This window comes from Paenibacillus sp. Soil724D2 (genome assembly GCF_001427935.1).
Lineage (GTDB): Bacteria > Bacillota > Bacilli > Paenibacillales > NBRC-103111 > Paenibacillus_E.
In genome coordinates, this window is record NZ_LMRY01000001.1 from 201,058 (window position 1) to 216,023 (window position 14,966).

At 44.8% G+C, this 14,966-nt stretch carries 13 protein-coding genes; 1 reads left to right on the forward strand and 12 read right to left on the reverse strand.

Annotated elements, in window-relative coordinates; translation table 11 throughout:
* Positions 1-100: 100 nt before the first annotated feature.
* The 9 genes from codY to ASG85_RS01020 form a co-directional block, all read right to left on the reverse strand.
* On the reverse strand, positions 101-886 hold the full coding sequence (codY, locus tag ASG85_RS00980) for a GTP-sensing pleiotropic transcriptional regulator CodY (protein WP_057301565.1): 786 nt from the start codon (positions 884-886) through the stop codon (positions 101-103).
* Between the two features lie 41 nt (positions 887-927).
* On the reverse strand, positions 928-2,325 hold the full coding sequence (gene hslU / locus ASG85_RS00985) for an ATP-dependent protease ATPase subunit HslU (protein WP_057301566.1): 1,398 nt from the start codon (positions 2,323-2,325) through the stop codon (positions 928-930).
* 68 nt (positions 2,326-2,393) lie between these two features.
* On the reverse strand, positions 2,394-2,948 hold the full coding sequence (gene hslV, locus ASG85_RS00990; RefSeq protein ID WP_047672807.1) for an ATP-dependent protease subunit HslV: 555 nt from the start codon (positions 2,946-2,948) through the stop codon (positions 2,394-2,396).
* Positions 2,949-3,143: 195 nt separating this feature from the next.
* Positions 3,144-4,460 (reverse strand): FADH(2)-oxidizing methylenetetrahydrofolate--tRNA-(uracil(54)-C(5))-methyltransferase TrmFO, encoded by a 1,317-nt coding sequence (trmFO, locus tag ASG85_RS00995; RefSeq protein ID WP_057301567.1) that lies wholly within the window; start codon positions 4,458-4,460, stop codon positions 3,144-3,146.
* 12 nt (positions 4,461-4,472) lie between these two features.
* Entirely contained in the window at positions 4,473-6,575 is a 2,103-nt protein-coding gene (gene topA / locus ASG85_RS01000) for a type I DNA topoisomerase (protein WP_057301568.1), read from the reverse strand.
* 69 nt (positions 6,576-6,644) lie between these two features.
* On the reverse strand, positions 6,645-7,736 hold the full coding sequence (gene dprA, locus ASG85_RS01005) for a DNA-processing protein DprA (RefSeq protein WP_057301569.1): 1,092 nt from the start codon (positions 7,734-7,736) through the stop codon (positions 6,645-6,647).
* Between the two features lie 116 nt (positions 7,737-7,852).
* Positions 7,853-8,785: a succinate--CoA ligase subunit alpha gene (gene sucD / locus ASG85_RS01010; protein ID WP_029195344.1), complete on the reverse strand. Its 933-nt coding sequence runs from the start codon at positions 8,783-8,785 to the stop codon at positions 7,853-7,855.
* Between the two features lie 48 nt (positions 8,786-8,833).
* On the reverse strand, positions 8,834-9,994 hold the full coding sequence (gene sucC / locus ASG85_RS01015; protein ID WP_060645134.1) for an ADP-forming succinate--CoA ligase subunit beta: 1,161 nt from the start codon (positions 9,992-9,994) through the stop codon (positions 8,834-8,836).
* A gap of 284 nt (positions 9,995-10,278) precedes the next feature.
* Entirely contained in the window at positions 10,279-10,536 is a 258-nt protein-coding gene (locus ASG85_RS01020; RefSeq protein WP_056832931.1) for a hypothetical protein, read from the reverse strand.
* A 200-nt stretch (positions 10,537-10,736) separates the two neighbouring features.
* Here ASG85_RS01020 and ASG85_RS01025 point away from each other — a divergent pair, with 200 nt between their 5' ends.
* Positions 10,737-12,308, forward strand: coding sequence for a YifB family Mg chelatase-like AAA ATPase (locus tag ASG85_RS01025; protein ID WP_060645135.1), 1,572 nt, complete (start codon positions 10,737-10,739; stop codon positions 12,306-12,308).
* Positions 12,309-12,395: 87 nt separating this feature from the next.
* Here the strand turns inward: ASG85_RS01025 and ASG85_RS01030 are convergent, their stop codons facing one another.
* Genes ASG85_RS01030 through ASG85_RS01040 form a run of 3 tightly spaced genes read right to left on the reverse strand, consistent with a single transcriptional unit; the run spans position 12,396 to position 14,934 of the window.
* Positions 12,396-12,773: a YraN family protein gene (locus ASG85_RS01030; RefSeq protein WP_060645136.1), complete on the reverse strand. Its 378-nt coding sequence runs from the start codon at positions 12,771-12,773 to the stop codon at positions 12,396-12,398.
* Positions 12,770-13,087 carry an EscU/YscU/HrcU family type III secretion system export apparatus switch protein gene (locus tag ASG85_RS01035; RefSeq protein WP_060645137.1) on the reverse strand — a complete coding sequence of 106 codons (318 nt, stop codon included), beginning with the start codon at positions 13,085-13,087 and terminating at the stop codon, positions 12,770-12,772. Before ASG85_RS01035 ends, ASG85_RS01030 begins: the two co-directional genes overlap by 4 nt.
* Positions 13,084-14,934, reverse strand: a complete 1,851-nt coding sequence (locus tag ASG85_RS01040; protein WP_060645138.1) for a hypothetical protein — start codon at positions 14,932-14,934, stop codon at positions 13,084-13,086. The genes ASG85_RS01035 and ASG85_RS01040 overlap by 4 nt, the downstream gene beginning before the upstream one ends.
* Between the last annotated feature and the right edge of the window lie 32 nt (positions 14,935-14,966).

Genomic DNA, 14,966 nt, shown 5'->3' on the forward strand with positions numbered 1-14,966 from the left:
AAAGATTCGGTAACCTTTCTTATCATCTAAGAAATTACGATAACTTACAATAAGAAAAAAGCCCTATCTTTTACAAGACAGGGCTTTTCTATGTGTTTATCTAGAGTTTCGTTTTTAATTGCTCGATACTTTGTATTAATTGCTCATTTAAAATACGGATATAAGTGCCCTTCATACCAAGCGAACGAGTTTCAATAACTCCGGCACTTTCCAGTTTGCGAAGTGCGTTAACAATAACAGAACGAGTAATGCCTACCCGATCGGCAATTTTGCTCGCTACCAATAGACCTTCCTTACCATCTAATTCTTCAAAAATGTGTTCCACAGCTTCCATTTCACTGAAAGATAAGGAACCTATCGCAACTTGGACGACAGCTTTACTTCTAGCTTCTTCCTCAATTTCTTCCGCACGTTCTCTTAATATTTCCATTGCAATAACGGTAGATCCATATTCAGCCAGCACTAAATCATCATCAATGAAAGTTCCTTCACTGCGACTTAATATGAGCGTTCCCAAACGAGAGCCCCCGCCAATAATTGGTACTAAAGTCGTATGCGTGTATGGAAACATATCTTTCATTTGCTCCGTGTAATAGAAATATGGACTGTCTGGTTCTGCTGTTGATGATGTTTCCTCAATCTTCAGAAGCAAATTGTTCGACTCCAACGGAAATCTGCGTTCAATTAATATGGTCTGATTCATTTCCGGTGAAACAGGATCATTCGTTACTGCATAACCTAAAATTTTGCCTTTGCGGCTAACGACGTAGATATTCGCAATAACAATATCACGCAGCACTTCGGCCATATCCATAAAGCTAACTGCGTTGCCAGCTTCTTTTTGCAGCAAGCGATTTAGCCTTCTTGTTTTATTTAATAAACTCATTTAACTGCCTCCTACTTACTTAACCATGCGATAGTTCTTTACTATAAGATATATTGACTTAAATCTCGATTTTGTACAATATCACTGAGTTTCTCACGAACATATTCCGGGTTAATAACAATGGACTCCAATGTAATCTCAGGCGCTTCGAAGGATAGATCCTCCAGCAATTTTTCTAAAATGGTGTGTAATCGCCGAGCACCAATATTCTCCGTATTCTGATTAACTTCAACCGCGATACGAGCAATTTCATAAATAGCTTCGTCCGCAAACTCAACCGTTATACCTTCCGTTTGCAACAATGCTGTATATTGTTTTGTTAATGCATTTTTGGGTTCTTTTAAAATAGAAACAAAGTCTTCCAAGGTCAAGTTACTTAATTCCACTCGAATTGGGAACCTTCCCTGAAGCTCTGGAATTAAATCAGAAGGCTTAGCAATATGGAAAGCACCTGCACCAATAAATAAGACATAGTCCGTCTTCACGGGCCCATATTTAGTTACAACCGTAGATCCCTCTACAATCGGTAAAATGTCTCGCTGAACACCTTCCCGAGAAATGTCCGGTCCGCTGCCGCCGCGGCTATTACTAGCGATCTTATCGATTTCATCAATAAAAATAATACCGGATTGTTCCGCGCGAGTAATAGATTCCTGGATCACTTCATCCATGTCAATCAATCTTTGCGCTTCTTCTTGAGCTAACACTTTCCTGGCTTCCTTAACAAGCAGCTTACGTTTCTTCATTTTCTTCGGGAGAAGATTGCCGAACATCTCCTGCATGTTCATGCCAGCTTGTTCATTGCCTTGACCAGCCAGCATATCCATCATTGATGGTGAAGAGTCTTCCACTTCGATTTCTACAACTTCATTCTCTAATTTACCATTAGTCAATTGCTCAGCGATTTGAACCCTTTTTGCGGCAAGTGAAGGGTCTGGAGCACTTTCTTCTTGATCCGGTTGGTTCTGCCCACCAAATAGCATCTCAAGAGGATTACGCTGTGTTTTGGAACGCGCAGGACTTGGCGCCAGCAAGTTAACTAGTCGCTCGTTAGCGAGCTTCTCAGCTCGGTCTTTCACCTTTTCCATCCGCTCAGCCTTTACCATACGAACGGAAGTTTCGATCAGATCACGTACCATTGACTCCACATCGCGACCAACATAGCCGACTTCTGTGAATTTGGTGGCCTCTATCTTAATGAATGGTGCGCCAACCAACTTAGCTAGTCTGCGCGCAATTTCAGTCTTTCCAACGCCGGTAGGCCCTATCATGAGTATATTCTTCGGAACAATTTCATCCCGCATAGCCTCATCTACGAGATTTCTCCGATAACGGTTTCGCAGAGCAATAGCAACTGATTTCTTTGCTTTTTTCTGACCTACTATGTATCGATCCAATTCTTGGACAATTTGTTTAGGTGTAAGGGAGCTGTTTGCCATTTTGTACCCTCCTAAAAGTTTTGCTTTAGCAAAACTAACATCGTAAGCATTAACTTTTCAATAGTTAACTATTCAATTTCTTCCACAATAATATTATGATTCGTAAACACACATATTTCAGCTGCAGTTGTTAGGGCAGCATGGGCTATTTCCTTAGCGCTTAGCGACGACGCATGGCGATGCAACGCTCTTCCAGCAGCTAATGCAAAGCTGCCACCAGACCCAATAGCCAAAATACCGTCATCAGGCTCAATAACCTCACCATTTCCCGAGAGCAACAGCAAACCTGTTGAATCCATAACGATCATCATGGCTTCAAGACGTCGCAGGACGCGATCCTGACGCCAGTCCTTCGTAAGTTCTACCGCAGCACGCTGCAAATTACCGTGGTGCTCTTCTAGCTTGCCTTCGAATTTCTCAAAAAGTGTAATCGCATCGGCAACAGAACCAGCAAAACCAGCGATGACTTTTCCTCTATGTAAACGCCGAACTTTTTTGGCCGTGCTTTTCATAATCATGCTGTTGCCAAATGTCACTTGCCCATCTCCAGCAATAGCTCCCTTACCTTGATGACGAATAGCAAAGATTGTTGTCGCATGAAACGTAGCTTGATTAGGATCCATCTCTTCTCACCTCTCAAATGGAATCATACACCATGAAAGTTACTCTATACGTTGGTTTCGGTCTCATAAATGAGATAAACCTCTAGCGAGGTCAATTCGAGAAATGACCGCATCTAGAGGTAAATGTATGAGGAAACGAATGAAAAATGCTACAAAACATAATTATAGTAACATAGCAAAGAGTCCAATTACAACCTACTCCGCAAATGTTTTCTTAAAATTCTGAATACTCTCCAAAGCTCGATTAGCCAGCTTCTCGTACTTCTCTTTTTTGTTACGAATTCGTTCGGGCAATTGTGGAAGCAAACCAAAATTAGCATTCATCGGCTGAAAATGTTTAAAGTCAGCTGTCGTGATATAATGTGCCATACTACCCAGAGTCGTTTCCTCCGGAACAACCAAACAAGGTTGCCCTTTAGCTAAACGCCCCGCATTCATTCCTGCTATCAGTCCGGAAGCCGCAGATTCCACATATCCTTCTACACCCGTCATTTGACCTGCAAAAAACAAATTTTCACGACGTTTAAATTGATAAGTAGGTTCAAGAAGCTTCGGAGAGTTAATAAACGTGTTACGATGCATAACACCATAGCGTACGAACTCCGCTTGCTCTAACCCTGGAATCAAGGATAATACCCGTTTCTGCTCTCCCCATTTCAAATGGGTTTGGAAGCCGACTAAGTTATATAAAGTTCCCGCTGCATTATCTTGACGGAGTTGAACGACAGCATGCGGCATCTTACCTGTATGCGGGTTTATTAAACCAACTGGTTTCATTGGCCCGAACAGTACCGTTTGTCTACCTCGTTTCGCCATGACTTCTAAGGGCATACAGCCTTCGAAATAAATTTCTTTCTCGAATTCCTTCAGCTCAGCAACCTCTGCAGTTATTAAAGCTTCATAGAAAACATTAAACTCTTCTTCTGTCATAGGACAGTTAAGGTAAGCTGCTTCTCCTTTGTCATAACGGGAAGCCAAGTACACCTTATTCATATCAATGGAGTCCTTCTCCACGATCGGAGCTGCTGCATCATAAAAGTACAAGTACTCCTCGCCCATAAGCTCTTTGAGGCCTGCAGAAAGGGCTGGTGATGTTAATGGACCTGAGGCAACTACCGTTATGCCTTCAGGCAAGGTTTGAACTTCCTCATTGCGAACTTCTATGAGCGGATGGTTACGTAGCGTCGTTGTAACTGCTTGAGAGAACCCGTCGCGGTCAACAGCTAACGCGCCTCCTGCCGGTACAGCATGCTCATCTGCACAAGATAGAATGAGCGAATCCATTCTTCTCATTTCTTCCTTCAGTACTCCGACAGCGTTGGTTAGACCATTCGAACGTAGTGAGTTACTACAGACTAGTTCAGCAAATTGATCTGTTATATGTGCTGGAGTTTTACGGACATTACGCATTTCGTATAAAGTAACAGGCACACCCTGACGGGCAATTTGCCAGGCGGCTTCACTTCCAGCCAATCCTGCACCGATGACTGTTACTCTTTGATATTCTGGCAAAATCAGACACCTCTAATCTTTCATATCATCTGAATTATCGTCATTAACTTCTTCTTTATGATCACACACGGTACATTGAATATTCACGCCATTCTTGCTTCTTTTCTCGATCATCATCGAGCTGCATACAGGACATGGCTTATTGACCGGTTTATCCCATGAGACAAAGTCACAGGTTGGATACTGATCGCAACCATAGAAAACTCGCCCCTTTTTGCTTCTGCGTTCGACAATTTTCCCAGTATGACAAGTTGGACAAGTAACACCAATATCTTTAATGATCGGTTTCGTATTGCGACAATCAGGGAATCCTGAACATGCCAGAAACTTACCGAAACGCCCCATTTTATAAACAAGATGTTTACCGCATTTCTCACAAATCTCATCCGAAATTTCATCCTGGATTTCGATTTCCTTCATTTCCTCTTCAGCGAAAATTAGCCGCTTTTCAAAGGATGTGTAGAATGTATCCAGAACTCGAACCCAGTCCTCTTTTCCCTCTTCGACAAAGTCTAGCTCCTCTTCCATATGAGCCGTGAACTCGATATCGAGAATTTCAGGAAAAAACTCCTGCATCAATTGAATAACTAATTCACCAAGCTCCGTAGGCACGAATTTCTTCTCTTCGATCGCAACATACCCACGCTTCTGAATCGTCTCCAGTGTCGGTGCATACGTACTCGGACGACCGATGCCCATTTCCTCTAAAGCCCTAACTAAACGCGCTTCTGTATACCTTGGAGGCGGTTGAGTAAAGTGCTGCTTCGGATCCACGCTTTGCTTTTGCAAAGAATCACCCTTAGTCAGAGGTGGCAGCAATTTGTCCTCTTCTGTCGTCCCGTCATCATTGCTCTCGACATAAACTTTCATAAATCCTGCAAACTTCATCTTAGAACCATTCGCTCTAAAAACAGTTTCTCCAGCAGTTAAATCAATGGTCATTGTATCCAAGACGGCTGAAGCCATTTGACTAGCTACGAAACGATCCCATACCAGCTTGTACAGACGATATTGATCTTTACTTAGAAATGCCTTCATTTGATCAGGTTCTCGAAGCACAGATGTAGGCCGAATACCTTCATGCGCGTCTTGGGCATTAGCATTTTTCTTCGTGTACTGGCGCGGTGTCTCTGGGTAGAAAGCTGGGCCATATTTATTAAAGATAAAATCTTTGGCTTCCTCTTGGGCAACCGGCGAAATACGGGTTGAATCGGTACGCATATAGGTAATCAAACCAACCGTACCTTCTTTGCCTAAATCTATTCCTTCATATAATTGCTGTGCGACAGACATTGTCTTCGATGCACGGAAATTAAGTTTCCTCGCCGCTTCCTGTTGCATTGAGCTTGTAATGAAAGGAGGAGAAGGATTACGCTGCCGTTCTTTCTCTTTCACTTCTTTCACTGTAAAAGCATCACTGCCCATCGCGGTTAAAATCAGATCGACATCTTCTTGCGAATGCAGTTCCTTTTTCTCACCGTTAATGCTGTGATACTTTGCTTCGAACACCGTTTTACCAGCGTCCAAGACAACGGTAATCGACCAATATTCTTCTGGTTCGAAGGCTTTGATCTCATTCTCTCTGTCTTGTATCAATTTAACTGCTACCGACTGTACACGACCTGCAGATAATCCCTTTTTTACTTTTTTCCAAAGTAAAGGACTGATTTTATAACCAACAAGTCGATCCAAAATGCGCCGAGCTTGCTGAGCGTTAACGAGATCTTGATTAATTCGACGCGGTGTTTTGAAGGCATCCTTGACCGCATCCTTCGTTATTTCATTAAATACAACACGGCAGAGCTCTTCGGGACCTACATCCAAATAATGAGCTAAGTGCCAGGCAATCGCTTCACCTTCACGATCCGGATCCGCCGCCAGATATATTTTTTTTACTTTTTTACTCGCATCTTTTAATTCTTTTAGTATAGAACCTTTACCGCGGATTGTTATGTATTTAGGCTCAAAGTTACGATCCACTTCTACGCCAATTTGGCTTTTCGGAAGGTCGCGAATATGACCCATCGAGGCTTTTACGATAAATTTACTTCCCAAATATTTGCCAATGGTTTTGGCTTTTGCTGGTGACTCAACTATGACTAAAGAATCCGCCATGGATCGTCCTTCCTCCCCTCTTGGTTTCAAGGTAAAGTCTATTGGCGAGAAGAAAAGCTTCGTATTAGCCTATGCTAGTATGTAAGTAGAACCCGGAAGCTGTTTAATCGCCTTTTTCATTACCAAAGATAACAGAACTGCATGCAAATGTCCAAACGTAAATTGACTGTCCTCCAACAAAGCATCAATGGATACAGGCTCATTCGACAACTTTCGAACGATTTCGCCCTCCTCATCTGTAAGCGAAAATGTCGGCAAAGGCTTCTTCATGGCCCCCTGGTCTTCCGCGCTTAACATATGTTTATAATCTTCTACAATCTCCTCAACACGGGTAACCAGTTTAGCACCATCCTTTAGAAGCTTGTGGACGCCACTACTTTGATTTGAGTCAATAGGACCAGGAACGGCGAATACATCTCTTGATTCATCCACCGCAAACTCAACTGTAATCAGTGATCCGCTATCTTCTGCTGCTTCCACAACCATAACTCCTAATGTCAACCCTGCTATGATACGATTCCTCTGCGGAAACATACCTGGCCTCATGCCCGTGCCAATGGGATATTCAGAAATGATGACACCCTCTTGTTCTATATTTCGATATAATAATGCATTCTCACGCGGATAAATTTGATTAATCGCACATCCAAGAACTGCTACCGTTTTGGATTTACCTTGCAATGCGCCAATATGAGCCTTGCTGTCAATCCCTCTAGCCAATCCGCTTACGATACCGAATCCTGCTCTTGAAAGGGCAGCTGCCCATTCCTCAGCAATCTTCTTTCCATAAAGAGTAGGGGTACGTGTTCCTACTATACCAAGGAGACGCCCATTCAATAATGAAACATTTCCTTTCACATATAAAACCCAGGGAGGCTGCGCAATTTCTTTTAGAACCGAAGGGTAGTCCTCATCCAAAAGCGTGAGAATTTGAATGGATTGCTTCTTATATAATTGTAGCTTTTGCTCAATAAAAGTCGGTGTAAAACGCGTGGCAATTTGTTCAGCAATGGAAGTCCGGATACCTTTAGAGGCAATTGCTGCAGCTGAAAGCTCAAACAACACATGCAGATCAGGAAAGCGACTTAGAAGCTGAAGAATGGTTTTCCAACCAACGCCCTCGAGCTCGTGAAGGCCAAACAAAATGAAACGATTATCCATAAGTATATACACTCCCTTCTCGAATAACAAATAATTGCAAAGCCAAGAAAAACAAAAAACCTCCCAAATCCCTGATTCAGGGAGATGGAAGGTTGCTTACCTTCGTTAGAAGAAAACTATTTTTTTGTAATAACTTTGTCCAGCATGCCTTTTTCTTCAAGCACACTAACAAGTGTAGAGCCCATCTCGGATGGTGTAGCCGCTACGCGGATACCACATCTTTCCATCGTTGCAACTTTCTCAGCAGCTGTACCTTTACCACCGGAAATGATTGCGCCAGCATGGCCCATACGTTTTCCTGGAGGGGCTGTTTTACCACCGATAAAGCCTACAACTGGCTTCGTCATATTCGCAGCAACCCACTCAGCCGCTTCTTCTTCTGCCGTACCGCCGATTTCACCAATCATGATGACAGCATACGTATCTGGATCATCGTTAAAACGTTTAAGGATGTCGATGAACTCGGAGCCTTTAACAGGGTCTCCACCGATACCTACAGCAGAGGATTGTCCAATGCCGCGAGTTGTCAATTGGTGAACTGCCTCATAAGTTAATGTCCCGGAACGGGAAACTACACCTACGTGACCTGGCGTATGAATGTAACCCGGCATAATACCGATTTTGCACTCGCCTGGTGTAATTACTCCCGGACAGTTAGGTCCGATTAGAACGGTTTTCTTGCCTTCTAGGTAACGTTTCACGTTAACCATATCAAGAACAGGAATACCTTCTGTGATACAGATAACCAGATCAAGTTCAGCTTCGATAGCTTCAATGATTGACTCTGCAGCAAAAGCTGGTGGTACATAGATAACGGATGCCGTAGCACCAGTTGCATTTTTAGCTTCGATAACGGTGTTGAAAACTGGAAGCTGAACTAACTCACCGTTTTCCAATGTGATATCTACTTTTGTTCCGCCTTTACCTGGGGTTACGCCACCAACCATTTGTGTGCCGTATTCCAGACCGCCTTTGGTATGAAACAAACCCGTAGCGCCGGTAATCCCTTGAGTAATGACTTTTGTATGTTTATTAACCAAAATACTCATGATCTTTTGTTCACATCCCCTATATTATTTGAAACCGCTCGGGTTTAATTATTTAACTAAAGCAACGATTTTTTGTGCGCCATCTGCCATGGAGTCAGCAGCAACAATGTTCAAGCCGGATTCGTTAAGAATCTTTTTACCAAGTTCAACGTTAGTTCCTTCAAGACGAACAACAAGCGGACGGGAAAGTCCAAGCTCTCTGGCAGCAGCTACAACACCCTCAGCAATAACATCACAACGCATGATGCCACCGAAGATATTAACGAAGATTCCTTTAACTTGCTCATCGGACAAGATGATTTTAAAAGCTTCTGTTACTTTCTCTTTCGTAGCACCGCCCCCTACGTCTAGGAAGTTAGCCGGGTCTCCGCCGTAGTGCTTGATAATGTCCATAGTGGCCATAGCAAGTCCTGCACCGTTAACCATACAACCGATGTTACCATCAAGAGCAATGTAGCTCAGGTCAAATTTAGAAGCTTGGATTTCTTTCGCATCTTCTTCTTCAAGGTCACGAAGTTCAACGATATCTTTGTGACGGAAAAGAGCGTTGGAATCAAAGTTCAATTTGGCATCAAGAGCCATAACGTCGCCAGAACCAGTAACAACTAGTGGGTTGATTTCGGCAATGGACGCGTCTTTCTCTACGAATGCTTTATAAAGAGCTAGCATGAATTTAACCGCTTTGTTAACAAGCTCGTTAGGAATATTGATGGAGTAAGCAAGTCTGCGGGCTTGGAAAGCTTGAAGACCAATCGCAGGATCCACAACTTCTTTAAAGATTTTCTCAGGAGAATGCTCAGCAACCTCTTCAATCTCCGTACCGCCCTCTTCAGATGCCATCAAAACGACGCTGCCTGTAGCACGGTCAACAACAACACCAACATAATATTCTTTCTTAATGTCACAGCCTTCTTCGATCAAAAGACGTTTAACTTCTTTGCCTTCAGGACCTGTTTGGTGAGTGACAAGAACTTTACCCAGAATTTCGCTAGCATATGTACGAACTTCATCGAGGCTTTTGGCTACCTTAACGCCGCCAGCTTTCCCGCGACCTCCGGCATGAATTTGCGCCTTAACTACAACGACGGATGTTCCGAGTTCTTTCGCTGCTTCAACAGCTTCGTCAACGGTAAAAGCAACTTTTCCGTTAGGAACGTTGACTCCGTACTGTCTCAGGACTTCTTTGCCTTGATACTCATGGATATTCATTTCCTAAAATCCTCCTATCAGTATGGACTTTCTAAACGTGCTATACATGGAAAAAGTGTAATTTCCTATTTGTGTAGTGCACGAAATAAATCTTGCTGCCGGAATTAGTATCACACTTCTTCACAAGCCCTAACCATTGTATCACTAATTTTCGACAGTTTCCTTATTTTTTTCGTTAATGCGTTCAAACTTTCCTTTCAGCCTGAAAAACTTTAGCTATCACTTTCAACATAAAAAAAGACGCATTTTCAATAAGCTGAAAAATACGTCTAGTTTCGACTTTTTTAATAATGCGGCGTTGTTGGTGTATTCATCCGCGGTTCACGCTCCGCCTGTTTAATGAAGCGAAGCTCATTACCCGTGAAACTGCACACCAAGCATTGAATCGTAGGTTCTGGCTCTGGTATTGCGTCAGGATCCTTGAATTCTGTAATATTTCCTGATAAAGCGTCCTTCAAAAAGGACTGAGAGTAACTAGTGATTACACTGAACTTGATTCGATTAGAACGACAATTGGGACAAAAATACGGTTTCTCCTGCATATCATCACCTCTAGTTCCAGTATGTGCAAGCCGTGCATTTTTAAAACGTACGCGGTGATCATTTCCGGATTGCGTAATTTTACCATTATCGTATACAATTAGGACAAAGTATAAAACGGATCAATAAGGAAGCACCTTTTATCCCACTTTATGACAGCTCGAAACGGCTGCGTAACTATGGAGAGGAAGGTGTTTTTTTCATGTATGGCAAAGTCATGAGCGCTTGCTTGCAGGGAATAGAAGGACAAACGATCGAAGTAGAGGTTGATATCTCAAGTGGCTTACCCCAAATTAACTTGGTTGGTCTCCCCGATTCGGCTATTCGGGAATCCGTTGAAAGAGTGCGCTCCTCCATCAAAAATTGTGGGTACACATTTCCCATGGATCGGATTACGGTCAATCTCGCACCAGCAGATTTACGCAAAGAGGGCTCATCCTTTGATTTAGCCATTGCGATAGGAATTTTGATTACAACCGGTCAAGTGCCAATGGACAGCTTTCTGCACACTTTGTTTCTAGGTGAACTTGCTTTGGATGGTTCTCTTCGCCCCATTCCGGGTGTTCTTTCTATGGCGCATGCCGCGAAAAAGCTAGGAATTAAACGCGTCTGCCTTCCCCTCGCGAATGCTCCTGAAGCTGCTTTAATAGAAGGTATTGAGGTGTGCGCGATAACTAACCTCTCTGATTTCAAGTCATGGAACAACCAATCCCAACATGAATATATATTTAATGGCATTAATTATGAACGTAGTGAACTTTCGACAATTTCTGCCGATGAACACAACTTTGTCGAAGATTATGCCGATGTCAACGGACAGCACCAAGTGAAGCGTGCCATGATGATCGCTGCGGCCGGGATGCATAATATTCTTTTAATCGGTCCTCCCGGAACGGGGAAAACGATGCTTGTAAAGCGCATGCCCTCGATTTTGCCGCCTATGTCTGACAAAGAAGCTTTAGAAGTCACGAAGATATACAGTGCCTCAGGAAAGCTTATTGATCGCTCGTCTCTCATGCGAACAAGATCTTTTAGAGCCCCGCATCATACGATTTCAGCTGCCGGACTTGTCGGTGGCGGAACAATTCCCAAACCTGGAGAAGTTAGCTTATCCCATCGCGGCATTCTTTTTCTAGATGAACTGCCTGAATTCACGCGAACTGCCCTCGAAGTACTTAGACAGCCCCTTGAGGACCGTCATGTTACAATTGCAAGAGCAAGAGCGGTTTACACATTCCCCTCTCACTTTATATTGGCTGCCGCTATGAATCCATGTCCTTGCGGGTATTATGGAGCCGAAACTGAAGCTAATGCTTGCATTTGCAGTCCAGCAAAAATTGTTCATTATCGCTCTAAAATATCAGGCCCTCTGCTTGATCGCATCGATCTTCATGTCGAAGTACCTAAACCAAGTTACACACAACTCAAGGAACGAACGAATCACTTGTCTTCAAAAGAAATGCTAATACAAGTTATGCGCGCACATCAAAGACAACAACAACGCTATGCAGGATCTGGCATCCAATACAATAATGAATTGAGCGGTAAGCGAATGAGACAAATTTGTCATCTAACACCAGAAGGTGATCAACTGCTTAGTGCCTCTTTTGAAGCTTTGGGACTTAGTGCAAGAGCCCATGATCGCATCCTGAGGTTAGCCCTGACCATCGCTGATCTTGAGGAATGTGACAGCATCCAGCCACAGCATCTGGCAGAGGCGATCCAATATCGTAATCTGGATAAAAAACAGCGGATTGAAGAGATTGAAATCTGAAGTATGGCGCTCCCACAATAATCAATCCAATTATGTTATTACTCAAAAAAGAGCGTTTTGACTCGTTGTCTTCTCGACAAACGATAGTCAAAACGCTCCTTGTATGTGTTCAATTTGAGGTGCTGCTCCAGTCATGGATAGTTCTACAGTGATCACATCAAATTGAATGGACTGTTCATATTTTTGAAATCGATGCAAGTAAAATTGTGCTGTCTCTTTGACTTTCAACTGCTTGCGATAATCGACGGATTCTTTGGCTGAGCCAAAACGCCCTGAAGGGCGCCTTGTTCTGACCTCAACAAAAATTAACTTATTGGCTTTCTCTGCAATAATATCAAGCTCGCCAGTACGACAGCGCCAATTACGTTCCACAATTCGGTAACCACGCTCACAAAGAAACGCTTCAGCCAACTCTTCGCCAAGCTTCCCCAACTGCTTCCGGTCATCTTTACGAAGTTCCGTCATCCATTATTCCTCGACGATCTCATTCGGTTATCTGAACGATAGATAAAACTTAATACCTCAGCGACCAATTGATAAAGTTCCGGGGGGATTTCTTGATCCAACTCCAGCTTAGACAGCACTTCAACCAATGAGGAATCCTCTTGAATGGGGATCCCATTCTCCTTGGCTTTCTGAAGAATGGCTTCGGCCATATGCCCTTTCCCTTTCGCAATGAGGGTTGGGGCTTTCTGCGCTTCAGGTGAGTAGCGTAGCGCTACGGCCTTCTTAAGAGGAGTCGGTTGCGACTCCTCGGATGCATTCCTATGCTTAGTCATGCTCGGAAATCCACCCCTTTGTAGGCTTTTGGCTGATAGAGCGCTCGAAGATCTACTCTACCATCAGATGGCCCTTGCTTGGAAGCTTCATTCTCCACAACAGGCGGCAGCGGATATGGCGAGCATTTTAATGAGAAAAATTGATAACCAGCTTTATTCATGGCTGCTGTTATTTCTTCTTTGGACTCCTCCATTAAAGGAGCTAATGCAGGATGATCATTGTGGATGTTCAAAGAAACGATTTTATTAACGACGTGCACATCGAGCAAAGTATTGCCCATTACTTTCATTTGCAGGTCGAACAGTAATCGGCAATTGCTCGCGTCTACTTCCCCGCGCTTTCCTTTGCGGGATTGGATGTGAATGGCGGCAGATTGCTGGCCAGTGCCATCCATGAAGGGGACAAACAATGTCATATGTGCAAACATAGAACTCTTGTCGCCAGTCAACATGAGCTGTTGCCCTGTAATTTGCCCAATGGCTTGCTGCGCCGCCTCTTTGAGCGGCGCTGGTGTGTCATCAGAGGCTGTAAGCTGCAGCAGCAGACTCTTCAATGAATCAGCAGCAGGCTTGACGGAGTCGTCCTGCTGAGATCCTGTGGCGATCAGATTAGGAAGCTGATCGTCTGTGTTGTTGCGTACCCGTAGGATAGCGTCTGCGCGCTCATCTAGCTTCGCCGCTAGATGAGACTCGTGCTCTACGCCTACGGCTTTGAGCATGCGGCTGATCCAGTTTGGCTCTGGATCAGCCTCGACCTCTTGAGGCGCGCTATTATGCGCCTCTGTCGTTGCCGCCGCCTTCTGCTTCGCAGGCGGCTCTGGTTGTACCTGCGAACCCGCCGCGGGCGGTTCGCCTTTTGCAGGCTCAGCGCTTCGCGCCTGAGCCTCTGGCGAGGCCGCCACCGCTGCGCGGGCCGCCTGAGGCCCCGCCGCCGGCTGCGCCGAGGCGGCGGAAGCGGTCTCCGCGCGCGGCGCAGCTGGCGCGGGAAGTTCCGCGCCCGCAGCAGCTGCAGCGGGCGGAGCCGTAACGGCAGCGGCCGCAGGCGCGCTGCCAGAAGCCACAGGCGGCGACCCTGCGGGAGCCGCCATAGCACTACCGCCAGCCTGCGGAGCAGCTGGCGCAGCACCAACAGTTGCGGCCGACGCCTCCGGCAGCCGCGCAGGCCACACAGCTGCGGCGGAAGCCCGCAGCTCCTTGAGCAGCGTTACCACCTGCTTCGCGGTATCAGCCGCCGGGTGAGCCGGATCTTGTTCAAGCAAAGCAGTGGCCTGCTGCTCTAGCTGCTCCAGCACCATACCGACAGATGGCCCTGTGGTAACCTGTCTCAAAGCCCCCACAGTCGCCTCTGTGAGCGGTAATCCCTTTTTATAGGCAAGTACAGCTGCCTGTGCCCATTCATCCTTACTAACTCCCTCAGGCACGCTGCGCTTTACAGCCTCAAAAGCTTTCACATTCTCCTTTGATACTGGCACACCTTCCTGCTGCATCTGCTGTACCATTTGACGATTTCCAGCCGTATCTTTAATCGTGAATGCCTTTAACAGCTCACTGAGCGAATCATCCGCAATTTGTACATCTGACGCCGTTAGTGGCTTGAGCAGGATTTGACCCCCACTAGATTCCGGCTGCACTTGCAGCATCGTAACATCCCCTTGCTTAAGGGGTGTTTCCAACTTGGCCCGCACCTGCACACCGCCAATATTAATCAATGCTTCTTGGTCACTGAGCAACTGAAGCACGACACCTTTAACAATTTGACCCACTTTTAATTCAAGCACCTTACTTTCAGATGCTGTTAAATCACCGACTAAACTGCGAATTAAACCACTAATATTCATGGCGCTCACCTCAAATCTTCCTAAACACTTATGTATATTAT

Coding starts and splice junctions, on each gene's coding strand:
- codY (WP_057301565.1), bottom strand. CDS start 886: ATGAGTTTATTAAATAAAACAAGAAGGCTAAATCGCTTGCTGCAAAAA.
- hslU (WP_057301566.1), bottom strand. CDS start 2,325: ATGGCAAACAGCTCCCTTACACCTAAACAAATTGTCCAAGAATTGGAT.
- hslV (WP_047672807.1), bottom strand. CDS start 2,948: ATGGATCCTAATCAAGCTACGTTTCATGCGACAACAATCTTTGCTATT.
- topA (WP_057301568.1), bottom strand. CDS start 6,575: ATGGCGGATTCTTTAGTCATAGTTGAGTCACCAGCAAAAGCCAAAACC.
- dprA (WP_057301569.1), bottom strand. CDS start 7,736: ATGGATAATCGTTTCATTTTGTTTGGCCTTCACGAGCTCGAGGGCGTT.
- sucD (WP_029195344.1), bottom strand. CDS start 8,785: ATGAGTATTTTGGTTAATAAACATACAAAAGTCATTACTCAAGGGATT.
- sucC (WP_060645134.1), bottom strand. CDS start 9,994: ATGAATATCCATGAGTATCAAGGCAAAGAAGTCCTGAGACAGTACGGA.
- ASG85_RS01020 (WP_056832931.1), bottom strand. CDS start 10,536: ATGCAGGAGAAACCGTATTTTTGTCCCAATTGTCGTTCTAATCGAATC.
- ASG85_RS01025 (WP_060645135.1), top strand. CDS start 10,737: ATGTATGGCAAAGTCATGAGCGCTTGCTTGCAGGGAATAGAAGGACAA.
- ASG85_RS01030 (WP_060645136.1), bottom strand. CDS start 12,773: ATGACGGAACTTCGTAAAGATGACCGGAAGCAGTTGGGGAAGCTTGGC.
- ASG85_RS01035 (WP_060645137.1), bottom strand. CDS start 13,087: ATGACTAAGCATAGGAATGCATCCGAGGAGTCGCAACCGACTCCTCTT.